At 66.8% G+C, this 23548-nt stretch carries 18 protein-coding genes and 3 pseudogenes; 5 read left to right on the top strand and 16 right to left on the bottom strand.

What is annotated here, in order from left to right:
• Positions 1-12 precede the first annotated feature (12 nt).
• A complete protein-coding gene (gene bla / locus K311_RS0104670) occupies positions 13-900 on the top strand; it encodes a class A beta-lactamase (protein ID WP_211223631.1) in 888 nt (295 codons plus the stop codon).
• 92 nt (positions 901-992) lie between these two features.
• On the opposite strand, the gene K311_RS0104665 is transcribed toward bla, so the two are convergent.
• From K311_RS0104665 to K311_RS0104655, 3 genes and pseudogenes are all read right to left on the bottom strand, one after another.
• A complete protein-coding gene (locus K311_RS0104665; protein WP_026816360.1) occupies positions 993-1634 on the bottom strand; it encodes a DsbA family oxidoreductase in 642 nt (213 codons plus the stop codon).
• A gap of 327 nt (positions 1635-1961) precedes the next feature.
• A pseudogene (locus K311_RS0104660) lies at positions 1962-2132 on the bottom strand (DUF378 domain-containing protein); the annotation flags it as partial.
• A gap of 22 nt (positions 2133-2154) precedes the next feature.
• On the bottom strand, positions 2155-2691 hold the full coding sequence (locus tag K311_RS0104655; RefSeq protein WP_026816358.1) for a fasciclin domain-containing protein: 537 nt from the start codon (positions 2689-2691) through the stop codon (positions 2155-2157).
• Positions 2692-2854: 163 nt separating this feature from the next.
• Between K311_RS0104655 and K311_RS0104650 the strand changes: the two genes are divergently transcribed.
• Entirely contained in the window at positions 2855-3730 is an 876-nt protein-coding gene (locus K311_RS0104650) for a MerR family transcriptional regulator (RefSeq protein WP_026816357.1), read from the top strand.
• Positions 3731-3807: 77 nt separating this feature from the next.
• On the opposite strand, the gene K311_RS0104645 is transcribed toward K311_RS0104650, so the two are convergent.
• The 4 genes from K311_RS0104645 to K311_RS0104630 form a co-directional block, all read right to left on the bottom strand.
• On the bottom strand, positions 3808-4056 hold the full coding sequence (locus K311_RS0104645) for a hypothetical protein (RefSeq protein WP_026816356.1): 249 nt from the start codon (positions 4054-4056) through the stop codon (positions 3808-3810).
• Entirely contained in the window at positions 4053-5378 is a 1326-nt protein-coding gene (locus tag K311_RS0104640) for a membrane protein (RefSeq protein ID WP_026816355.1), read from the bottom strand. Before K311_RS0104640 ends, K311_RS0104645 begins: the two co-directional genes overlap by 4 nt.
• Entirely contained in the window at positions 5379-6533 is a 1155-nt protein-coding gene (locus K311_RS0104635) for an SPFH domain-containing protein (RefSeq protein ID WP_026816354.1), read from the bottom strand.
• Between the two features lie 140 nt (positions 6534-6673).
• Positions 6674-7135 (bottom strand): SRPBCC family protein, encoded by a 462-nt coding sequence (locus K311_RS0104630; protein ID WP_026816353.1) that lies wholly within the window; start codon positions 7133-7135, stop codon positions 6674-6676.
• Between the two features lie 158 nt (positions 7136-7293).
• On the opposite strand from K311_RS0104630, the gene K311_RS15315 reads away from it, so the two are divergent.
• Complete coding sequence (locus K311_RS15315) at positions 7294-9240, top strand: S9 family peptidase (protein WP_026816352.1); 1947 nt, start codon at positions 7294-7296, stop codon at positions 9238-9240.
• An 11-nt stretch (positions 9241-9251) separates the two neighbouring features.
• Here K311_RS15315 and K311_RS0104620 read toward each other — a convergent pair whose 3' ends face one another.
• The 4 genes and pseudogenes from K311_RS0104620 to K311_RS18305 all read right to left on the bottom strand — a co-directional run bounded on the left by K311_RS0104620 (position 9252) and on the right by K311_RS18305 (position 13484).
• Positions 9252-9845, bottom strand: a complete 594-nt coding sequence (locus K311_RS0104620; RefSeq protein WP_026816351.1) for a DUF938 domain-containing protein — start codon at positions 9843-9845, stop codon at positions 9252-9254.
• 37 nt (positions 9846-9882) lie between these two features.
• Positions 9883-10095, bottom strand: coding sequence for a type II toxin-antitoxin system HicB family antitoxin (locus K311_RS0104615; RefSeq protein ID WP_026816350.1), 213 nt, complete (start codon positions 10093-10095; stop codon positions 9883-9885).
• 140 nt (positions 10096-10235) lie between these two features.
• On the bottom strand, positions 10236-10850 hold the full coding sequence (locus tag K311_RS18315; RefSeq protein ID WP_161627296.1) for a hypothetical protein: 615 nt from the start codon (positions 10848-10850) through the stop codon (positions 10236-10238).
• Positions 10851-12128: 1278 nt separating this feature from the next.
• Positions 12129-13484: pseudogene (locus tag K311_RS18305) on the bottom strand (DDE-type integrase/transposase/recombinase).
• Positions 13485-13549: 65 nt separating this feature from the next.
• Between K311_RS18305 and K311_RS18300 the strand changes: the two are divergent.
• Positions 13550-13861, top strand: a pseudogene (locus K311_RS18300) (ATP-binding protein); the annotation flags it as partial.
• A gap of 262 nt (positions 13862-14123) precedes the next feature.
• A complete protein-coding gene (locus K311_RS0104585; RefSeq protein ID WP_026816348.1) occupies positions 14124-14981 on the top strand; it encodes a hypothetical protein in 858 nt (285 codons plus the stop codon).
• Between the two features lie 10 nt (positions 14982-14991).
• On the opposite strand, the gene K311_RS0104580 is transcribed toward K311_RS0104585, so the two are convergent.
• From K311_RS0104580 to aceE, 5 genes are all read right to left on the bottom strand, one after another.
• Positions 14992-15750: a hypothetical protein gene (locus K311_RS0104580; protein WP_154659453.1), complete on the bottom strand. Its 759-nt coding sequence runs from the start codon at positions 15748-15750 to the stop codon at positions 14992-14994.
• A gap of 13 nt (positions 15751-15763) precedes the next feature.
• Entirely contained in the window at positions 15764-16849 is a 1086-nt protein-coding gene (locus tag K311_RS17475) for a hypothetical protein (RefSeq protein ID WP_026816346.1), read from the bottom strand.
• Entirely contained in the window at positions 16846-19224 is a 2379-nt protein-coding gene (locus K311_RS0104570; RefSeq protein WP_154659452.1) for a sensor histidine kinase, read from the bottom strand. The genes K311_RS17475 and K311_RS0104570 overlap by 4 nt, the downstream gene beginning before the upstream one ends.
• An 8-nt stretch (positions 19225-19232) precedes the next feature.
• Entirely contained in the window at positions 19233-20537 is a 1305-nt protein-coding gene (locus K311_RS0104565; RefSeq protein ID WP_043797972.1) for an Eco57I restriction-modification methylase domain-containing protein, read from the bottom strand.
• A gap of 322 nt (positions 20538-20859) precedes the next feature.
• Entirely contained in the window at positions 20860-23541 is a 2682-nt protein-coding gene (aceE, locus tag K311_RS0104560; protein ID WP_026816343.1) for a pyruvate dehydrogenase (acetyl-transferring), homodimeric type, read from the bottom strand.
• Between the last annotated feature and the right edge of the window lie 7 nt (positions 23542-23548).

Genomic DNA, 23548 nt, shown 5'->3' with positions numbered 1-23548 from the left:
CCGATTCACATGATCCTGTCCCGCCGCCGCCTGCTGGTCTCGTCGCTCGCCGCCATGCCCGCGCTCGCTTTCGCGCGCGAGCGTCTGCCCTGGGGCGACGACCCCGCGAACCGCATCGCCGACCTCGAGGAACGCCACGGCGGCCGGCTCGGCGTCGCGGTGCTCGACACCGCCACCGGCGAAGGTTTCGCGTGGCGCGCCTATGAACGCTTCCCGATGTGCAGCACCTTCAAGTGGCTGCTGGCCGCGCAGGTGCTGGCGGCGGTGGACGCGGGCGAGGCCTCGCTCGACCGTCGCCTGCACTGGCGGCGCGAGGACCTGATCAGCGGGTCGCCGGTGGTCGGGAAGGCCGATCCGGCGGCCGGGCTGACGGTCGGCGAACTCTGCGCCGCGGCGATCACGACCAGTGACAACACCGCCGCGAACCGGCTGCTGGCCGAGTTCGGCGGCCCGTCGGGCCTGACCGCCTGGCTGCGCGCGACCGGCGATGAATCCACGCGCCTCGACCGCAACGAACCGACGCTCAACCTCTGGCGGCCCGGCGAGCTGCGCGACACCACGACGCCGATGGCGATGGCCGACTCGCTGCGGCGGATCCTGACCGGCGATGTGCTGTCGGCGGCGTCGCGTGCGCAGCTCATCGGCTGGCTGCTCGCCAACACCACCGGCGATTCGCGCCTGCGCGCGGGGCTGTCGGGCTGGCGGGTCGGCGACAAGACCGGCACGGGCAACGACGGCACCAGCAACGACGTCGCGATCGCCTGGCCGCCGCGATCGCCCGACGCAGCGCCGATCCTGATCGCCGCCTACTACTGCGAGGGCGGCGACGATGCGGCGAAGCGCGATGCGGTGCTCGCCGAAGTCGGGGCGATCGCCGGCGCCTGGGCGAAAAGCGCTTAACAACTGGGGTCGGATTCCTGCGTTAAGACGCGCCGGCTCTTCGGACGCCGGCTGGTGCACTGCGTCTTAACGCGGGAATCCGACCCCAGTTGTTAAGCGAGCTGGCGAAGGGCACGTTCGAAGACCTCGACCGGCTGCCCACCACTGATCAGGTGGGTGCGGTTGAAGATGATCGCCGGCACGCCGCGGATGCCGGCATCGACGAAGAACTTCTCCGCCGCACGCACCTCGTCGGCGAACTCGCCATTGCCGAGCACCTCGCGCGCACGCACGAGGTCGAGACCGACACTGCCGGCCGCCTCGACCAGCACCGCGTGATCGGAGACGTCGCGCCCGTCGGTGAAATAGGCCGCGAGCAGCGCCCGCTTCAGCGCCAGCTGCCGGCCGCCACCCTCGATCCCGGCCCAGTGCAGCAGCCGGTGGCCGTCGAAGGTGTCGTGGATGCGCCGGCGTTCGGGCGCGAACGTGAAACCGAGTTCGGCGCCGCGCTGGCGGATCGCCTCCTGGCTGGCGGCGATCTGCGCCGCGCCGATCGCGTACTTCTTCTGCAGGTGGGCGACGAGGTCCTCGCCCGCGGGCCCGAGCCCCGGGTTGAGCTCGAAGGGCTGCACGTGCAGCGCGACGGTCACCGCATCGCCGACGCGCCGGATCGCCGCCTCGAGTGCGCTCAGCCCGATCGCACACCAGGGGCAGACGATGTCGGACACGAAGTCGATGCGCAGTGGCGTAGTCATGGCGGCAGCCCAATCCAGCCCAATCCGTAGGAGCGGCTTCAGCCGCGATCGCGCGAAGCGCGGGATCTTCGATCCACATCATACGAATGCCGCGACGCAGCGACGCAGCGACGCGGCAACCGGCAACCGGCAACCGGCAACCCGGCAACCGGCCTCCTTGCCGATCGCCGGGGAACTCCGGCCATCACGAGTGCGTTCAACGCCTGCGCTCCGCCCGGGAATCCGACCCCGTTGCGCAACGAAGGAATCCGCCCCCCGTCCTTAACGAAGGAATCCGACCCCAGTTGTTAAGCCGGGTCGTCAGGCCCGCTTCGCGCCGAGCAGACCCAGCTGCACGATCGCCGACACGCCGACCAGCACGTAGACCACGCGCGCCAGCGGCGCCGTCTGGCCACCGAAGATCGCCGCCACCAGGTCGAAGTCGAAGGCGCCGACCAGGCCCCAGTTGAGGCCACCGACGATCACCAGGATCAGGGTGGCGAGGTTCAGAACTTTCATCGCGGTTTCTCCCGGTCGTCGCTCAGTTCGGCAACAGGACCTTGTCGACGACGTGGATCACGCCGTTGCTGGCGGCGATGTCGGCGGTCACGACGTTGGCGCCGTCGATGGTCACGCCACCGTTCGCGGCATCGATATCGAGCTCGCCGCCCTGCACGGTCTTCGCGCTGTCCAGGGTCGCGGCCTGCGCCGCGGTCACGCGGCCCGGCACAACGTGGTAGGTCAGGATCGCGACGAGCTGGTCGCGGTTCTCCGGCTTCAGCAGGTTCTCGACGGTGCCGGCCGGGAGCGCGGCGAAGGCGGCGTCGGTCGGCGCGAACACCGTGAACGGGCCGGGGCCCTTCAGGGTGTCGGCGAGGCCGGCGGCCTGCACCGCGGCCACCAGGGTCTTGAAGTTGCCGGCGGCGATGGCGGTGTCGACGATGTCGCCGGCCGGCTGCGCGGCGGTGCGGGCCGGAGCGTCGGCGCCGGCATTGCCGGCCACCGCCAGCGGGGCGGCGACGGCGATCGCGAGGGCGGCGGCGAGCGCCGTCATGCGGCGGGAAAGACGGAAGGACATGGCGGTTCTCCTGGAGCGGGTGGTGGGAAGGGGATCCCGGGGCCGGCCGGATGAAGGGGTGGGGGAAACCGGCCGGCGCTCCGGGACGGGCGCAGTGTCGTCATCGGCCCGTTAAACGCTCGTCCACCCTTGTCATGTACATTGGCTGTACAGTATCGCCCGCATGTACCCGATCAAGGCCGTCGCCGAACTCACCGGCATCAGTGCCGAGACGCTGCGCGCCTGGGAGCGCCGTCACGGCGCGATCCGGCCCGTCCGCGATGCCCAGGGCCGGCGGCTCTACGACGCCGCGACCGTCGAACGCCTCGGCCGCCTCTTCCGGTTGACCGGCCGCGGCCATCCGATCCGCGACCTCGCCGCGCTCGACGATGCCGCCCTCGACCGCCTGCTCGACGATGGCCGCCAGGCCGCCTACGGCGGCGTCGAGCTGCTGCCCGAGCGGCTGCTCGCCGCGGTCGCCGCCTACCGCGTCGACGAATTCGACCGTGACCTCGCCGTCGCGATCGCGACGTTGCCGCTGCCGGTGCTGCTCGGGCGGGTGGTGATGCCGCTGCTGCGCGAGGTCGGCGTGCGCTGGGCCGACGGCCGCCTCGCGATCGCCCAGGAACGCCTCGTCAGCAGCCTGCTGCGCACCCGCCTGCTGGCGGTGCTGGCCCCTGCGGCGAACGACCGCCGGCCGCGGCTGCCCTTCGCGACCCTGAGCGGCGAACCGCACGAACTCGGCCTGCTCGGCGCGGCGCTGCATGCACACGAGGCCGGGGTGGCGGTGCTCTATCTCGGCACGGAGCTGCCGGCGGAGGAAATCGCGCGGGTCGCCACGCATGTCCGCGCACCCGGGGTCGCGCTGAGTTCAGTGGATCCCGGGCAGGCGCCGGCGGCGCTGGCGGCGCTGCGCGAGCTGGATGCGCTGTTGCCGGCGGCGCTGCCCGTCTGGCTCGGTGGGGCGAATGCGCGCTATCTGGCGGAGGAACTGCGTTCGCCGCGGATCCGCGCGGTCACGGATCCGGGCACGTTCACCCGACTTCTGGGAAGCGCTTAACAACCGGGGTCGGATTCCCTGGTTAAGACGCGCGACGCGCGTCTTAACCAGGGAATCCGACCCCGGTTGTTAAGCGGTCATCGCATGCGCTCGACGCGCTTGCGCCAGTCGCTCTTGTTGTTGCCGCTGATGAAGGCGTTGCGCACGCCGGTGACCTGGCCGACCTTCTCGTCGGACCCGGTCATCGGCTTGGCGACGACGTGGGTTTCCTTCTCGAAGGCATGCGACTTGTCGGTGTTGCGGTAGAACCGGTACAGCATCCAGTACAGGCTGGCGCCGGCGCCGGGGCCGAGCAGCAGCAGCAGGAGATCGCCTTCGTCGCTCATGACATTGCCCACAGAAGCCAGAGGGCGAAGCCCTCGACGATGGTGCCGACGGTGAACGCGGCCAGGAACAGCTTCCAGTGCTGCACCGGCACGCTGCCCATGGTCTCGCCGGTGCGGCCGTTGACGGCGATGTAGTGCAGCATCCCGTTCTTGCCCGGCTCGCGGTAGGAATACAGCCACACCGGCAGGTACATCGACACCCAGCGGCTGCCGTGCACCTGCAGGCCCTCGCGCTCCCAGCGCACACCGCGGTCGTACTTGCCGAGCGTCTTCTCGATCTGGCAGCGGCCGATCGACAGCGCCTGGTCCTCGAGCCGCGGCATCAGCTTCGACACGTCGACGTCGCGCTTCTCGGAACTGACGCCGACCAGGTACGAGGCGTTCCACTTCACCGCGTTCTTGGTGTCGAACGGCAGGATCGTGTTGATGATGTTGTTGGTGTTGACCCGCGTGTCGAGGTTGCCGCGCGCCTGCGAAGCCTCCAGCGGCAGGTCGTCGACGGTGAAGTCGACGTGGCGCGTCACCCGGTAGACGTCGGCGTCGTAATAGGTCGTCTTGTTCTTGCCGGTGCCGCGGGTGTAGCGCCGGGTCTCGATCTCGGCCTGGCCGGCGTAGTCGGCGCTGATGTTGCCGTCGACGATCATGTACGGCAGGTAGACCGCGCTGACGTTCTCCGGCGTGAACTCCTGCTTGAACGCCTTCAGCGCGAACAGCCGGCGCTTGTCGACGAACTGGCGGATGCGCGCGACCGCGTCGTCCTTCTTGATGTGGAAGGGCAGCACCGCATCGGGCACCGCGCCGTTGGCGATCTGCTCGTTGACGCCGAACACGTGCCGGCACCAGTGGCAGCGTGCGGTCATCGCGGTTTCGGTGTTCACCGTGACCTCGGCGCCGCAGCCGTTGCACTTGAAGCTGCGCAGGTGCGAGGCGTCGGCGTCGATGTCCTTCGCGCCCGACGAGATGATGGTGCCGCGCAGGTCGTCGTGGCCCTCGCCGAAACCGAAGGCTTCCTCGACCCGCTCGCCGACCCATTCGTGACGGCAGAACATGCAGACCACATGATCGGTGCCGGGCTTGTGGCGGATGTCGGTGGCGCCGCACTTCGGGCAGTGGTTGCTGCCGTCCCTGAGCTCGGGCGAGGCGGTGTCGATGGCGACCGGATCGGGCGCCTCGAGTTCCTCGCGGATCGCCTTAGGCAGCGTGGAGGTGTCGATCGGCGACACGCCGGGATCCGGCGGCACGTCCTGCGGCGAACCGGGACCGGTGAAGTGCGCGCCGCCGGGCGAACCCGGCGGCGGCGGCGGAACGTTGCGGTTGGACACTTAGAGCCCCAGCACCTTGGCCTTCACAGCGTCGAAATCGGCCTGCGAGATCAGCCCCATGTCGAGCATCTCCTTGGCCTTCTTCAGCTTGGCCACCGGATCCTCGGCCGGCGGCTGCGCCGGCTGGGTCGGCTGCTGCATGCCGGCGATGCCGCCGAGCATGCCGCCGGCCATGCCGATGCCGACCAGGCCGGCCGGACCCCCGGTTTCGCCGGCGGACTGGATGCCGGCGGCGACGCTGGCCTGCAGGTTCGAGTTGCCGCGCGCACCGCTGAGGGCGTCGGCACGCTGCACCGTCTTCAGCAGCTCGCGGGTGTTGGCGTCGTACTCGATCGAGACGATCGCCACCTTGGCGATCACCAGGCCGCGGTCGCTGCGCCACTGGTAGCCGTTCTCGACCGCCGCCGACAGCGACTGCGCGAAGCCGATCGAGTCACGCTGCAGGTTGGTGATGCGGTTCTGCTTGTTCGGGTCGTTGGTGTAGTGGCTGAACGCCGGCGCCAGCGAGCCGACGACCTCGTTGAACAGCTGGCTGGCCGCCGCGTTGTCCATGTCGGTGAAGTCGAAGGCCGGGCCGCCCGGCTGCAGGTAGGTGGCCGGCACGAAGTTCTTCACGAACAGGATCGGGTCGACGATCTTCAGCGTGTACGAGCCGCGGGTGATCGCGCCGACCTGGGTGTTGAGGAAGCCGTCGTCCCAGTAGATCTCCGACTGGGTGCCGAAGCGGTTGTCGGGCAGTTCCTTCAGCGAGACGAAGAACGCCGCCTGCTGGGCGCCCGGGCGGCCGCCGAACTTGAAGCGCTCCCAGCTCTGCTTGATGAGCGGGCTGACGATGCCGTCGCCGGCGAAGATCGACTGCGACTCGATGTCGTCCGAGTTCCAGATGTAGCCGCCCGGCTCGGCCGCGAAGCCGGTGATCTTGCCGTCCTGCACGAGCAGCAGGCCGTAACCTTCCGGCACCACGATCTTCGAGCCGTTGCTGATGATGTTGCGCGAGCCGCTGGTGTTGGAACCGCGGCCGGCGTTGGTGCCCTGCGGCACGGCCGCGAACAGCGCCGCGGTGGGCGCCAGCCCGGCCGGGACCGTGTAGAAGTCCTTCCACTGGTCGCCCAGCATCCCGCCGATCGCACCCTTCGCCGCCTGGATCAGACCCATCTTCGTTCTCCGCGTTCGTGGCCGGACATCGGCCGTGCGAGCAGCATATAACGCCAACCGCCGACAACTGGGGTCAGAGTACTTTCCTGACGTTTTCGCACGCGTCGCCGAGCGCGGTGCAGGTCATTCGCCGGGCGTGTTCAGTGCGCCGCCGATTCGGCCTCGCTCAACGCCTTCAGCACCGCCAGCGCCTTCGGCCACGCCGCGTCCATGTGCGCGGCCCACTCGTCGGAGACGTCGAGCTCGACGTCGAGGCGCGTGCCTTCCGGCACCGCGGTGAACCGATAGTTCTCGTACGCCGGCGCCCACGCGCGGACGGCGTCGCTGGTGGTGTCCTCGACGCCGTCCTGGATCACGCCCAGGTGCCGGATCGAGATGTACTCGTGCTCGCGGTTCACGGCGATCTCCGCGACCATGCCGTCGCCCGACGGCCCGGTGAAAACGATGCGCGAGCCCTCCTCCCACGTGCCCACGAAGTCGGACCCCTCGGCGAACGGCGCGGTCCAGCGGCGGTAGCTTTCGTGGGCGAGCATCAGCCGCCAGACGGTCGGGACCGGGGCGGCGATGGTGGTGGTGTACTTCAGGCGCCGGGTGTCGGGCATGGCGGTCTCCTGGCTCCGGGGCAGGGAATCTGCCGCGTGGTGAATATCCCTCCGCGGCCGGCGAAAGTCACACCGCCCCTGGCGCGTGCCCCGTACGAACCCCGGACTTCCCGGGTTACATTCCCCCCGGGGAAACAAGACCACGTACCGGAGGCCTCATGCGCAGTCCGCGTCGCCCGCACGCCCGTCCGTTCGCCCGGCTGACCGCCCTGGCGCTCGCCGCATTCCTCCCGCTCCCGGCCGCCGCGCTGGAGCCGCCGGTGCAACCCGATCCGCCGCCGCCGGCGATGGTGCCGAGCGTGCCGGCGGATGCGTCGCTGGAGGAACGGGTCACCGCGATGGCGAGCATGGGCGCCGCCAGCGGCGCGCGCTGGTCACCGGACGGCACGAAGATCCTGTTCACCACGAACATCAGCGGCGTCCCGCAGGTGTGGTGGATCCCGGCCGAAGGCGGTTACCCGCGCATGGTCACGCAGGGGCCGGACGCGGCGCAGGGGCCGCGCTGGTCGCCGGACGGGCGCATCGCGTACGGCGTCGCGCCGGGCGGCGGCTACAACATGGCGCTGCGCCTGACCACGATCGACGGCACCGGCACCGTGGCCATCGACGACGACGGCGACGCCAACACCTTCCTCGGCGATTTCGCCGACGACGGCCGCTACCACTTCGCGAGCAACGCGCGCTCGCCCGACAGCATGGATCCGTGGATCTGGGACCCGAAGACGGGCGAGGCCACGCTGGCGTTCGAGGTGAGGGGCCTCGGCGGCATCGCCGAACTGCGCGGCGACACCGCGCTCGAATGGGAACTGGTGACGCGCGGCGACCTCAATGCGTATGTGCGCGACCTGGAGAGCGGCGACCGCGTGCTGCTGACGCCGCACGAAGGCACCGCGAACCTGTTCGGCCGCTTCGGCGCCGATGCGGGCACGGTGTACCTGGCGCACAACCTCGACCGCGACCGCATGGAATTTGGGCAGGTGACCGTGGCCGACGGCATGGCCTCGCCGATCACGCCGCTGGCCGCGCGCGACGACGCCGAACTCGAGGACTTCGTGCTCGACGACGCCGCCACGTTCGCGCTGCTGGTGTGGAACGTCGCCGGCCGCAACGAGCTCGAGCGCATCGACCTGCGCAGCGGCACGCGCACGCCGCTGCCGAAGGCGCCGGCCGAACTGGTGTACAGCATCGACGTCGCGCCCGACGGCCAGCGCGTGGTGCTGTCGCTCGCCGGCGCCGCGCAGCCGGCCGACCTGTACGTACTCGACCTCGCCGCGGGCACGTACAAGCGGCTGACGTGGAGCCCGCATCCGGGCGTGGACCTCGCGCAGCTGGTCGTGCCGGAACTGCGCACGTTCAAGGCGCACGACGGCCTGGAACTCAGCGGCTGGCTGTACCTGCCGAAGGACTTCGCCGCGCCGGGCCCAGTGGTGCTGAGCTTCCACGGCGGCCCCGAAGGCCAGGAGCAGCCGGAGTTCCGCAGCGACTACCAGGCCCTGCTCGCCGCCGGCATCGCCGTGTTCGCACCGAACATCCGCGGCTCGTCGGGCTTCGGCAAGGCGTTCATGTCGCTGGACAACCATGCCGGCCGCTTCGACGCGAACCGCGACATCAAGGCCGCGGCCGATTACCTGGTGGCCGAAGGCATCGCCGATGCGCGCCGGCTCGGCATCACCGGCGGCAGCTACGGCGGCTACGCGACGATGGTCGGCGTCACCGACTACCCCGACACCTTCGCCGCCGCCGCGAACCTGTTCGGCATCGTCAACTTCGAGACCTTCTTCAGCCAGAGCACGCCGTGGATGGCCGCGATCAGCACCGGCGAATACGGCGACCCCGCCACCCAGGCCGAGCTGCTGCGCGACCTGTCACCGATCCACAAGCTCGACCGCGTCACCACCCCGCTGCTGGTGATGCACGGCGCCAACGACACCAACGTGCCGGTGGTGGAGGCCGAACAGATCGTCGCGAGCCTGCAGGCCCGCGGCGTGCCGGTGCAGTACCTGCTGTTCCCCGACGAGGGGCATGGGTGGCGGAAGCGGGAGAACCGGGTGCGGAGTACGGTGGAGATGGTGCGGTTCTTCCGGACGCATCTGCAGGTGGATTGAGCTGGCGGCTCTCAGGATCGCCGCCAGACCAGGCAGCGATTGTTCGCCGGCATCGCCACATCGTCGACGGCGCGCAGGCCGGCCTGCGCCGCGAGCGCCTGCACGGCTTCGAGGTCCCGGATCCCGGAGCGCGGATCGCGCGCCTTGAGCCACGCGTCGAAGTCGCGGTTGCTGGCGCTCGTGAAGGTGCCGCCCTCGTTGAAGGGGCCGTAGGCGACCAGCACGCCGGCATCGCCGAGCACGCGGCCGACGCCGGCGAAGAACGCCGCGACGCCGGGCGCGTCGACGATGTGCAGCACGTTCGCGCTGAACACCGCATCGTACGGTCCGGGCGGCCACGGCCCGGCGACGTCGAGCGCGAGCGGCGGCGGCGTGTTCGGCAGGCCGGCCTCGTCGAGCCACTGCCGGATGCCCGGCAGCTGCGGCGGGAGATCGGCGCACTGCCACGACAGCCACGGCATCCCGGCCGCGAAAAACACCGCGTGCTGGCCGGTGCCGCTGCCGACCTCGAGCACGGTGCGGCAGGCGGCGAAGGCCGACCGCAGCACGCCGAGGATCGGGTCGCGGTTGCGTTCGCAGGCGGGGGCGAAGGGCTTCGTGTCCATCTGTCCGGCGTGCCGGATCGTGCGCCCGGCCCGGCCCTCAGGCAGCGACGTCGACGTAGTTCACCTGCACCGTCGGCGGCGGGATCGGATCGCCATCCTCGCGCATGCCGGCGAGATGCATCTCGATCGCCTCGCGCATCAGCTCGCGGGTCTCCTCGACGGTGTCGCCGGCAGCGACGCAGCCCGGCAGGTCGGGCGCGTAAGCGCTCCAGTTGTCGCCGGCCTTCTCGATGATGATGGCGTACCGCATCGCGTTCACCTCTTCAGCCCAGCCTGTCGCAGGATACTCCTCCACGTCTCCTGCGATGCCACTTTCCCGGGGTGACCCCAACGGTCACTCGGCCGGGCTTGGTCGGATGCGTGTCGATGAGCGCGGCCCTGCCGACGAACCTAGTTCGATGCGACGAACTGCCGCCAATGCCCCTCGATTCGGCGGTTCATGACGCGAAATGCATCCCCTGCCTTCATCGTCGGACCGAGGTGCACCAGCGACTGATTGTCCTCGACACACATTGGCACTCCGATCGAGCGCAGCGATTCGAGCACATTCTCTGCAACGCGCCGTCGAGGGACTTCAAACACGAACGGGAACGTCCCCAACATGAAAACTTGATCCTTTGCATTCCTAGCCAGCCCGCAAAGCGCGGGCGCAAACTTTGAAATGAGTCCGCCGAAGTCCACAAAAAACACGATTCGGTCGGCCGATCCGATGATCCGGAAAGCTCTATCGCGCACGTCTTCAGGAACCCCTTTCAGATCCGCATCAGTCTCGCCCTCTTCCTCCCGAACTTCGACCCGCCAGACATGATCGAATCGAGCGTACCGATCATCTTCGGGATCCTGGCTCCCGATGATGGCCACCGCCAGATCGGCATCGAGCTGTGCAATTGAGTTGACGAAGTTGACTCCAGCTCCACCCAGTGCGATCACGACTCTTCTGTTCATGTCGTTCAGTCCTTCCGCCTCTGTGGAATCGGCGAAGGAACTCGTGTCCTCGCAGTCCATGAAAACGGGTGTGCGATACGCCAATGGCTTCGGAAGATCGCGGCCCTCACGAGCTCATGGAGAGGTGTCGCTCCTGTCCCGCGCGTGCATGCGTTGACAATCACCGCATCGTGGCGCGCGTAGTTATCGAGCCTGTCCGCGAACTCCTCACGGGCACCATCATTCCAGCAGTCTTCGAAAACCCTGTCTCGATGACGGCTCGTGTTCTCGAAAAGCGAGCATGGGAACTGGATGGCATTCATGAGGATGACGCTGGTCGCACCAGGAAGGCTTTCGAACTCTCCGTGCCTCCTGATCAGCCGGTCGAAGCCGTTTCTGAGCCGCACCCCGGTTGGGCCTCGGGCCGGCCCGTCGGCAACCTTCGACCTGCCGCCTCCACAAGTCGGGTATTCCATCTTGTGAGGAGATTCGAGAATCAAGATCAGGCGGCGATCCGTCGCGGCAAACGGAGAATCCTCACGGCAGTAATTCCGATCTCCGACGCAGGACAGCTGCCCGATCCACAGGTCGGGACATGGCTTGGTACCGGCGAACTGAGGCCGATCCGCGCCATTGCGCACCGCGATCTCCAGAAACCTGTGCTCGTCGAACATCGACCGGTCCCTCGCCATCTTCCGTCTGATCAGAGCCGCGACGGAGGCCGCGGAGGCAATCCCCGTTCCGATCGCTGCGCGAGATCCCAGGAGACCGCGAGCTCAAGAGCCGATTTCCCGCGTCGCCGTTGCGTGTCGGGATCAGCGCGGAAGTTGCGCCAGTCGGTAGGACCGGTCGACGGAATGAATACGCGTTTCATGGTGACTCCGGTTGAGGACCAGGAACTACCGAGGACGGATCATGACGCGGACCGGTGCCGCCGTCAGAGGGGGGCGGCATTCGGTTGACCAGCATCGCGATTTCATCGGGTCCGAACAGGTGTGAGCCTCCTGCATACACAATGCCGACGGGGAGTCTCACATTCCGAGATCTGGCGGGCGATGTCGGATCGCGTCCTGGCAAGACCGCAAGGAACGCCGGGCCGAGGGGCGAACGGTCGCCGCAGATCTCCGACGCTTCCGCGAATGACTCCGTGCTCTGAGGGAGGACCCTCCCGAGTTTGCCAACTCCCGCCCGCCCGGCGGAGGATGCGCCGGACCCCGTCGCGAGGACCTCCCCATGCAACTCGGTGCCTTTTCGATCAGCCTGGCGATGAGGGACCTCGCCGCGTCGCGCGCGTTCTACGAAGCCTTCGGCTTCGCCGCCACCGGCGGCGGTGCGTGTCAAGGTAGTTGTCGCGTGATCTTATGCAGCTAGTTGCTTACTTTCTTGCATCGACGCGACCGCATCGCGCTCGGGATTGAGGGTGACGGCGCCGACGCGGCTCCAGTCCCTGGTCGCTCCGGTCCAACGTTGCGGATGGCGCTGGCGGGCGAGCTCATACACCTGTCTGCGAGCCTGCAGCTGGATGTCATCCTGGCCAGCGTGGCGAACGGCCGGGGCCACGAAGCGCAGCGCGCTGTGCAGGTGCTCGTGGTTGTACCAGTGTACGAACTGCGCGGCCCACGCCTGTGCACCCTGCAGATCGGCGAAGCCCTTGACCGGGAAGCCCGGACGGTACTTGGCGGTGCGGAACAGGCTTTCCCGGACTCGATCTCATGCACCTCGTGGCCGACGATCTTGCGGCTGTACAAGTCCAGGATCAGGTACAGGTAGAACCAGCGTCCGGTCACCCGCGAGCGCAGCCATGTCACGTCCCAGCACCACACCTGGTTGGGGGCGCGGGCTACATGCGTGGTCGACTTGCGACGGTTCTGCGGTGCCTTGGCCCGGCCGCGGTGGTGGGCTTGTCCAGCCTCACGTGGACCCGGTGGAAGCTCGACTCGCTGGCCAGGTAGCGGCCCGCGTCGGCCAGTCGCGGCACGATCTGCGCCGGCGGCAGGGCGGCGTACTGCGGCGTGTTGGCCACCTCCACGATGTCCGCCCGCTCCTGCTCGCTCAATGCGTTCACCGGCTTGGGGTGCACCGCATCGGGCCGGCCATCGGCGCGGATGCCGGCCTCCGGATCACGCCAGCGCTGCAGCGTACGCAGCGTGACGCCGGCCTCGCGACAGGCCACCGCCAGGCGCGCACCTCCGGTATGCGCTTCCTCGATCAGGGTCACCAGACGCTGGCGCTCTTCCCGGGCGGTCATTCGTCCGCGTCCCTGGGGTAGAGCGCCTCGAGTTTTTTTGACAGCACCAGCAACGCCGCCGCCTCCGCCAGCGCCTTGTCCTTGCGCCGAAGCTCGCGTTCCAGGTCACGCACCCGCCGACGCTCCGCCCGGCTCGCCGCGTTCGCCGTCGCTCCCTCCGACGTCCCCAGGGACGCCGTCGCGGTCTGTCGCCACTCGTCCAGCTCCGAAGGAAACAGACCCTGCGCACGGCACCAGGCGCTCTTCTCCGCCTCGCTCATCGACGCAGTCGCAATCACCGCTTCCAGTCGAGCTACCGGCGTCCAGCCGCCACTCTTGCGCCCGGATGCGAGTGCATCGGCACGCCAGCGCTCCAGCGTGCCTGACGACACGCCCAACTCCCGCGAAACTACTTCCAGTTCTGCGCTCTCAGGCGGCAACAGCCGCGCTACCGCCTTGTCCTTGAATGCTTGTCCGTACCGAGCCAATGCGTTGTCCTCTGCCCCCGAGCGTGGAGTCTATCGGGGCGACAACTATCCTGACGCAGGGGGAGTACTTCAACCGCGCCGTGCTCGGTCCGCGGCTACTGGTGGTCGACGAACTGGGCTACTTGCCGTTCGGGCGCGAGCAGGCCAGCCTGTTCTTCAACGTCGTCGCCAAACGCTACGAGCGCGGAAGCATGATCCTGACGAGCAACCTGCCGTTCCCGCAGTGGGCAACCGCGCTGGCGGACGACGCGACGCTGACGGCCGCACTGCTGGACCGCCTTCTGCACCACGCCCACATCGTGCAGATCACCGGCGACAGCTATCGGCTCAAGGACAAGCGCAAGGCGGGGGCGGTGCGAGCGGCAAACGGAGCATGAGCGCCGGGGTGGGTCAGATTTGAATCGGCGGCAGCGGGGCTAAGTGGGTCAGATTTGGATCGGCGTTGACACCCATGATCCCCCTCTCGATAACGGTGCGGGGTCGGCACGCATCCGAATCGCGGTTTCGAGGCAGTGACGATCGTCTATACAGGCGAGGTCGAGCATCCCCCCGCCGGGGGCCGTAGCTCAAACGTTGACGGACCTGAGATAGTCCAAAGCGGAGCGCGCTTCCACTTGACCTCCCTGCAAAGGACGGTTCATGCACACCGAAATCGCAGAAGTGCCCAAGAACTTTCAGTTCGCGGATGCGATTGTCTTCTACGCGGACTTGTTGGGGTTTAGCCATCAAGTCGCGGCGGCGGGCACGCTGGCGCAGGCTGACGGCCTGATGCGCGTGCTCAAACGCTTCGCCGGAGAGTTCACCGAGTCCGGCGAGATGCATGGCTTCTTTGGCCGCAAGTACTGGGCGATTTCGGATTCGATGGTGGCGGTGTGGGATATGCAGTCCGAAGCGGTCAAGACCATGACCGAGTTCGACGCGATCTTGCACCAGCTCTCTGGCCTGGCTATCGCACAGGGTCGCATGCTCGTCGACGATGGGCAGTTAGTGCGGGGCGGGGTCGCGCGCGGCTGGTTCAAGGAGGACAGCGACACGATCGTTAGCCCGGCCCTGGTTCGTGCCGCGCGCATCGAAGGGGCTATCGGGTCTCCCTTCATTGGCGTGGACGCCGACCTGTATGCGTACTTTGTCGGACACCAAGGTCGCGGCATGTACGCGCCGCAAATTGATCCGATTCCCGACGTGTTCATTGCGCCAGCAGCGTACACCTCCGGCTTGCCGGCACTGGACTACTTGACCATGGCCTTGGGCGAAATCGAGCTGAGCACGAAGGAGCTCAAGCACGCATTGACTATACCCCCCGGCGAGGCGCGCGATGACTACATGAACTTTCGAGCTTGGGAAAACAAGCGCGAGTTCATGGGTCGCCACCGCGACATCATCGCCAAGGCGCTCGGGACCCACTCAGGAAGTGTCTTAAACAAGTACGAAGCGCTGCGGGAATACCACAACGAACGCGTCCACGAGCGCTTTCAGGACCCGGCGTTGTTGGTCTAGCGGCGAGCATCTAGCCGCCGCTTTCCTTGTACCAATGCGGGGCGGCGAACGGCGGGCGATCTTGCCAACGCCGGGACAGAGCTTTCGACGACAAGCTTTCGCGCATGGGATTCTTCTCGCTCAACAGGCGCTTGAGCATTGCGTGAAAGGCGTCCTTCTCAGGACGCGTCGTCTGGTCCTTGTTGCAGAAGAAGTCCGCAACCACCGTGGCCAGAACCGAGAGCATATCCATCTGCGGGCACGGCAGCCGCACGAACTCCAAGTTCATCTCCGCGTGCTCGACATGAATCTTGTCCTCCGGTAGGTGGGAGGCCATCATCGCTTGCGCGACCACCTTGGCAGGCGTGATCAGCGTGGAGTAGCCGCGCTGGGCGTGGAACATGGGATGAAATTCGCTCTGCGTATCCGCGGGCTCGATGTCGAAGTGCATCGAGTCGATCAAGGTGAGCGTGTAGGACACGTTGGCTACATTTACCGTGTCGTACACGACCAAGTTGCAGGCGGCCTGCACGAGGTCGAAGCTGCGACCATTCTCCCGGACCCGAAAGGTGCCGTCGACGAACAGTGCCCGCCGTCCTCCGGGCTTGTGGCTGCCGCCGCGAAGCGGCGCGCCGTAGAACATGACCGGCTCGTGCAAGTAGATCTCCTGGTCACCGCCGTCCAAGTCGCGCAGTCCCAGCTGATCTGGAAACAGTAAGGTCGCGTGGCGCTTGACCACTCGCTTGATGTCCGACCCGACATCGCGCCAGAAGCGCCCGAACAGGCTCACGGCACTCATCGCGCTAGATACTCAGCAACGGGCCAAGTTCATCGAGCTTGGACTGCTTCACGCGCGACTGCACTGCGCCGATGGGGATCCACTCGGGATTGGGCGCTGTCTCGGACGCCAGCACCGGGGCCTGCGAGAGCACACACCAGTACACCTCGGCACCCGGGTCGTCCGGATCGAGGCGCGTGAGCGCCGCGTCGGCGAGCGCCGGCGCGCGCGCTAGATCGCCGCCGTGGGCTTCAAGCAGTTGCATCAGGTCCGATCGCCAGTAATAGCGTTCCGTCTGGCCGAACGGACCGCTGTAACGCGCCGGTTCGACCAGCGTCTGCACCGCCTCAAGGTTGAACGAATCTTGGTCCAGGTTAAGGAAGGCGGCGGCCGCCCCGGCCGGCAAGATCGGTCCGGGAAAGGTCAGCACATAGTTGTACAACCAGTAGCCAAGGCGCGTGGCATAGCGCTGCGATGGCGTGCGCACGTCCGAGGGCTCGTCCGCGGCGGCGAAGAACAGCAGGCTGTGCGATGTGTAGCCGAGCAGGTCAACCATGGCGTTTGGCTTGTCCAGCAGCAGGGCCAGGACATCCGCGGGGCCCAGATCCGACTTGGCTTGCAGCAGTTGCGGCGCTGCTTCCAGGCGCTGCGACAATGTCTGGAAGCCCGTGCAGATGTCCTGCAGCCACGGCACCAACTCATCCATGCGATCGCCACTAACCATCGCGCGCGGCACCCAGATCGCGTCCGCGCCTTCGGACATGGCGCGGTTCAAGCGCTTCCACCAGGTGAACTGCGTTTCCGAGCCTCCCTTCTGGTAACGGCACACCGGCATGCCCAACTGGTGCAAGGCCGCGCGGTACCCGGATTGCGCCTGCAACTCGCCCTTGGCGTGTGTAAGGTCCGAGTCCAGCACGACCAGGTCGATCTGGTGCTCCCGAATTATCCCGCCAAGGATGTCAGCCAGCTGGTCTTCTGCTGGCCCTTCGCCCGGCAGTTCGCGCATCAGCAAGCCGACGTCGCCCGGCGCCAGCACAGTGGCGGCGCCGTCGGCCAGCTGCACGAGATCTTCAATGAAGTCCGCCTCGTCCTCGATCAACAACAGCTTCATGCCTGGTCCTGTTCTGCCAGCGGCAGCGTGACGCGAAAGGCCGTGATGTATCCCGGCGGGGCTTCCTTTAGCAACTCAATGCGCCCGTCGAAGCGCTTGACCACGCGCTGCACGACGCTGAGCCCCAACCCCAATCCGGACGCGAGCGGATTGTCTTCAGAACTGCCGGTCGTGGTGAACAGTGGGTCCCAGATGCGCTCGCGCAAATATTCGGGGATGCCGATGCCGGTGTCGGCGCACACCAAAATGTGGCGATTGCCCTCGTTTGTGGCGAACAGGCGAATCTTGCGCTCGGCCTTGCCTATGCGCGCGACCACGGCCTTCATGGCGTTGGACACAAGATTCACTACCACCCCGTGGTAGGCGGCGACCGGCACGTATGGGCCGGGCAGCTTGGCATCGGCGGCAATTGTGATGGAAATGCCGTGGTCCGCGGCGAGCGACTCCAACGCATGGGTGGCGACGGTGAGCTGTGCGCGCGCCTTGAAGCGTTCCGGCGCAGGAATGCGCGCCTTTTCGGCGAAAAGACGCATGTATTCAAGGTAGTTGGCTAGTGTCCTCTCGTTCTCGGCCAGCTTGTCCGCCGCCTCTTTCAGAGATGGCTCGCGCTTCGCCAAGGTGCGGGCGCCGCGGGTTATGCGCTGCATAGTCGCCAGCGCTTTCTCGAACTCGTGCGTCATGAAGCCAGCCATCACGCCCATCAGCGACATCAGCTCGAGCGAGATCCGCGCTTCTTGCTGGTATTCATCGGCTTCCTGCAATCGGGTCTGCGCGGCCTTGAGCTGCTGGACGACCTTTTCGCGGTAGGCCGGCTCGATCTGCGTGGAGGTCTTGATCTCAGCGATGGCCGCTGACAAGGCCGTCCTTGCCTCGCGCTGGGCGTCGCGCTCGGCCGCTTCCTTTTCTTCCAGGCGCAGTTTGCGATCGAAATGAGCCAGCGCCTCGGCGGCGAAGCGGCAAAGGTGCCAGAGTAGATTGAGCGCGCCATTGGCGCGCAGGGACTCGCGGTCCATGTTCGGCTGTAACCAGCTGTCGTCATCGACGTCGTCCAAGCGCTTCTGCGTGGAGATGTGCACCCGACCGAACAACTGCGTCATGCGCGGAAGCGCCAGCATCGGGTTGCGCTGCGGGTTGGCCTTGTCGGCCGGGTCCATGGGGTACCAGACCGGCGTTAGTACGGACTGCCAAGAGCGCTCATTGTGCGATTTGCTCGTTTCGATCGCCAACCAGTCACTGTCTTGGTCGGCGTATGCGGGCATTACGAATTGGTTGTCGACGACGGCGAAGCTGCCGTGATCCTTGAGCCAGGACTGCGCCTGTACGCCGTTGACTGGGAGCCCTTGAAAGGCGCCCTTGCGCTTCGGGAAAAAGCGCAGGTCAATGAACACCGGCGAGTTGAGCTTTGGAGCTAAAGGCAGGTGCTGAATGCGCTCGAGTTCCATAGGCACACCGCGGTGGTCAACTGGACCATCGTGCTTTGCAAAGCGCGCAGCGGTGAACGGCAGCGCCAGACGTCGCAGGGAAAACCGCTTGTTTTCGATCGGTGCGTCCTGACCACGCCAATACACCTTGAAGTCGACTTGGCCGTCTTCGTCTACTTCCATGCGCACACGGCCGGTGTAGGCTGCCAATACCGCTTTTGCGACGTCGGTGGCTTCCGCGGGCGAGCCTTCATCCTCGTCCGACTCGTGAATGACGACTTGGAAGCCCGGATCGCCCTTCTTTGCGCGCTGAGTGCTTTGGTGGAATTGTGGGCGCTCCAGACCACCGGACGGATCGATTAGGCGCAACACATCAGTCTTGACTCGATCCGTCGCCAGTGCGTCGACGCCCTCGCGCAGCTGGGTGATGCGCAATGTCGTGCCAGTCCGCACGCCGTCGTCGACAGCAGTGACCGTGTACGGGATGATCACAGCCTCGATACTTTGCGCGCGCGAGATCGCCTTCCAGTCGAACTGCGCCACCAGTCGAGTGCGCTGCTTGCTGACCGGATCGATCGAGACGCTATCCAGTTCCAAGTGCGAGCCCAAGAAGCGCGCAGAGAAGCGTCCCACCCCCTTCGAACCGGCCATCGGACGAAGGTAGCGGCGCGAGAAGCGCTGCTTCCCCTTGACTTGAGTGCTCACCACCATCCAGTTGCCCAGGAATTCGCCCTCAGTCAGACCATGACCGTTATCGCTCACTTCGATCTGCTCGGGTGCGATGCGGATACGGCAGCGCGCGGCATCGGCGTCGTAGGCGTTCTTGATGAGCTCGGCTAGCGCGATCTCCGGGCGGCTGACCAAGCGTTCGCCCAGTTCCTCGAACAGAGCGGCGTCGATATGAAAATGCGCCTTGCGCATTTTTTTGGAGGCGGCGAGCGCTTTTGTGGCCACGCAGGTCCTTAGCCGAACAACTGATTCAAGATCGTATTGAGCTGGCGAACTTCGAGCTTCTTCAGATTGTTGGAGTGATGCACAATGCGCCGCCCGAAATCGAAACCGGCCAATCCTTGTGCAATTGTGCGGGCGCTGGGAGCGCCCTCATCGGTCAAGATGCCATAGACCGAGCCCACTGCGATCGCCTTAGTCTCGTTGACCACAATTTTCGGAGCGTTGCCAATGAAGCCCGAGGCGACCAGCACAGCCGGCACTGGGTGCGGCTTGTAACGCCACCACGGCGAGCGCGTTGTGCAAGTGCTGTACTGCTTCCAGCGCGGGCCGACATGGCGCAGGTAGTCCTTCAACGCCTCCGAGAGCGACTCACGATCGCTGCGGATGAGCCAGCACCGACGGCCCTGCGCGACATAGTGCGACTCGAACGCCTTTGCCGTGAGCTGGCCGATGTTCTCATTCAGGTGCCGGAGGCTGGTGACTGCGGGCACCACGTCGGTGCGACGCCGCAGCCCGAAGAACAGTCGCTCCTCCTCGGTGAGAACGAACAGGTCCTGACCGCCCGGACTTAGGCCTCGGATCGCGTGCAGCGTTTCGTGGCCGGCGCTGTAGGCGATGGGCTTGGAGCGCGAGCCCGTGGCTTGGGGGACGGCCCGCACTTCCCCCGCGCGCCCGATCTGGCCAAATTTCCAGAGGCCCTCGCGTCCCGCCTTGTCGATCACCGTCACCGAGGCGGTGGTCAATACTGTGGGGAAGATGTTTGCATCGAAGCGATAGACGTATACGTTCCATCCTTGTGCTTGGATGTACTCGCGCAGCTCCAGCGCGCTGGGCCGCGTAACCCACTCGTAGGGCACCAACTGCACGACGAGGCCGGCGTCGTCCGTCTTAAGCAGCGCCTGAGTAAGAAAGATCACGAAGGCGTTGGCCGTCTTCTTCAAGGTCGGCCCGCCAGCATGGGCGATCCGGGCCAGCGCGGCGTCACGCCAGTGCGGCTCCAGTCCGTGATGGCGAATGTAGGGCGGGTTGCCGATTGCCAGCCCGTAGCCCGAGTCTGGCCAACTCAGCGCATCGCCCACCACCAGGCGCGAGCCGTGCGGCATGCGCGCACCGGCGACTTTGGCCGCATCCTTCTCCACGCCGGTGTAGGAGCGGTAGCGCTGCGGCTGGCGTCCGAAGCGGCCATCGCCCGCGCCCAAGTCGAGAACGTTGCCGAAGGACTCGCCGCCACGAAACTGGCTGGCCAGATTCCACAATACGTCCACGACATCTGGTGGGGTTTCGACTTGGCAGCGGCGGAAGTAGGCAGCCTTCATGATTCGATATTAGCGTGATCAAGCACTTGTTGAATCGCGCGGCACTCCTCGAGGTTGCGCGCATTGCCCGGCTCAAAAACAGCCCCCACCGCGGGCCTGCCGACCGAAGTAGCGCGAGGCCACCAAGGTGCGCCTAGGCCGGACGCCTTGGATCGAGGCGCCGGCCGGAACTCCCGGCACTCGGGTCGGCTCTTTGTCCCGGCTTAGTTACGCCACTCGCTGACGTAGCGCCTCGACTGGTCGACAGCGGCGATGCTTGCGCGCGGCCATGCCCCTAACCTGCCATTAGCTTTTCCCGATGGTGGCCTCAAGTTGCTCCGCATCACACGCTTGTCGGACTTGGTTTGTGTAAGTCTATCTTGTACGTCTTGATCGCCCGCGCCACATCCCTAGCGTTCATCTTCCCCTCCGCCGCCAAGGCCGCAATCGCCGCATGCGCGATGTGGTGCCGGTCGACTTCGAAGAAGCGGCGAAGATTCGCCCGCGTATCGGAACGCCCGAAGCCGTCCGTGCCCAGCACCGTGTACTTCATCGGCACGAAAGCGCGGATCTGGTCGGCGAAGGCGCGCACGTAGTCGGTCGCGGCGATCGCCGGCCCGCTGCGCCCCTCGAGGCACTGGGTCACGTACGGCACGCGCTGCTCGCCCTCCGGGTGGAAGCGGTTGTGCCGCTCGCAGTCGAACCCGTCGCGCCGCAACTCGGTGAAACTCGGGCAGCTCCAGATATCGGCCTTGACACCGAAGTCCTTGTCGAGCAGCTCGGCCGCCGCGATCGCCTCGCGCAGGATCGTGCCGCTGCCGAGCAGCTGCACGCGCAGCTCGCCCTTCTTCGGCTTGCCGGCGTCCTGGAACAGGTACATGCCGCGCAGGATGCCGTCCTCCACGCCCTCGGGCATCGCCGGGTGCGGGTAGCTTTCGTTCATCAGCGTCAGGTACCAGTACTCGTCGTGCTGCTCTTCGAGCATGCGCTTCATGCCGTGCTGGAAGATCACCGCGACCTCGTAGCCGAAGGTCGGGTCGTAGGCGCGGCAGTTCGGGATGGCGCCGGCGAGCAGGTGGCTGTGGCCGTCCTCGTGCTGCAGGCCCTCGCCGTTGAGGGTGGTGCGGCCGGCGGTGGCGCCGAGCAGGAAGCCGCGGGCGCGCATGTCGGCGGCCTGCCAGGCGCTGTCGCCGATGCGCTGGAAGCCGAACATCGAGTAGTAGATGAAGAACGGCAGCATCGCCACGTCGCTCGACGAATAGCTCGTCGCCGCCGCCAGCCAGCTGCTGAACGCGCCGCACTCGGTGATGCCTTCCTGCAGCACCTGGCCGCTGGCGTCCTCGCGGTAGTACATGAGCTGGTCGGCGTCGACCGGCTTGTACTTCTGCCCTTCCGGCGCGTAGATGCCGATCTGCCGGAACAGGCCTTCCATGCCGAAGGTGCGCGCCTCGTCGGCGACGATCGGCACGCAGCGCGGGCCGACCTGCTTGTCGCGCAGCACGATGTTCAGCGCCTGCACGAAGCTCATCGTGGTGCTGTTCTCGCGCTCGCCGGTGGACTTCAGCAGGCGCTCGAAGGCGGCCAGTTCCGGCACCTTGAGCGGCTGGCTGGCCTTGCGCCGGCGCTGCGGCAGGAAGCCGCCGAGCTTCTCGCGCCGGCTCAGCAGGTACTGCACTTCCGGCGAGTCCTTGCCCGGGTGGTAGAACGGCACCTCCGGCAGCTTCGCGTCCGGCACCGGGATCTGGAAGCGGTCGCGGAAGGCGCGCACGGCCTCGTCGTCGAGCTTCTTGGTCTGGTGGGTCGGGTTGAGGCTCTCGCCCCAGGAACCCATGCCGTAACCCTTGACCGTCTTGGCCAGGATCACCGTCGGCTGGCCCTTGTGCCGGCTGGCGGCGGCGTAGGCGGCATAGACCTTGTGCGGGTCGTGGCCACCGCGGTTCAGGCGGCGGATGTCGTCGTCGCTGAGGTTGTCGACCAGGCGCGCGGTCTGCTCGTACTTGCCGAAGAAGTGCTCGCGCGTATAGGCACCGCCGAAGGCCTTGCAGTTCTGGTACTCGCCGTCGACGGTTTCCATCATCAGCTTCTTCAGCATGCCGTCGCGGTCGCGCGCCAGCAGCGGATCCCAGTAGCTGCCCCAGATCAGCTTGAGCACGTTCCAGCCGGCGCCGCGGAAGCTGCCCTCCAGCTCCTGGATGATCTTGCCGTTGCCGCGCACCGGGCCGTCGAGGCGCTGCAGGTTGCAGTTGATGACGAAGACCAGGTTGTCGAGGCCCTCGCGGCCGGCGACGCCGATCGCGCCCAGGCTCTCGGGCTCGTCGGTCTCGCCGTCGCCGAGGAAGCACCAGACCTTGCGGTCGCTGGGCGCGATCAGGCCGCGCGCCTCGAGGTACTTCAGGAAACGCGCCTGGTAGATGGCGCTGATCGGACCCAGGCCCATGCTGACCGTCGGCGTCTGCCAGTAGTCCGGCATCAGCCACGGGTGCGGATAGCTGGAGATGCCCTTGCCGTCGACTTCCATGCGGAAGTTGTCGAGCTGGCTCTCGCTGATGCGGCCCTCGAGGAAGCTGCGCGCATAGATGCCCGGCGAGCTGTGGCCCTGGATGTAGAGGATGTCGCCCGGGTGCTGTTCGCTCGGGGCGCGCCAGAAGTGGTTGAAGCCGACGTCGTAGAGGGTGGCGCTGGACGCGAAGCTGGCGATGTGGCCGCCGAGGTCGCCGGGCTTGCGGTTGGCGCGCACGACCATCGCCATCGCGTTCCAGCGGATGATGCTGCGGATGCGCCATTCGAGCTGGGCGTCGCCGTCGCTCTTGGCCTCGAGCTGCGGCGGGATGGTGTTGATGTATTCGGTGGTCGGCTGGAAGGGCAGCTGCGCGCCGGCCTGGCGGGTCATCGTGACCATCTGCTCGAGCAGGTGGTGGGCCCGCTCCGGGCCGTCGGTGTCGAGCACCGCCTTCAGCGATTCCAGCCACTCGCGGGTTTCGGTGGGGTCGATGTCGTTTTCGAGCGCGTGCTGCAGCCAGTTCATCGTTCTT

Source organism: Arenimonas composti TR7-09 = DSM 18010 (assembly GCF_000426365.1).
GTDB classification, from domain to species: Bacteria; Pseudomonadota; Gammaproteobacteria; order Xanthomonadales; family Xanthomonadaceae; genus Arenimonas; species Arenimonas composti.
The sequence above is the reverse complement of the archived record's forward strand: the minus strand, read 5'-3'. Positions and strand labels throughout refer to the sequence as shown.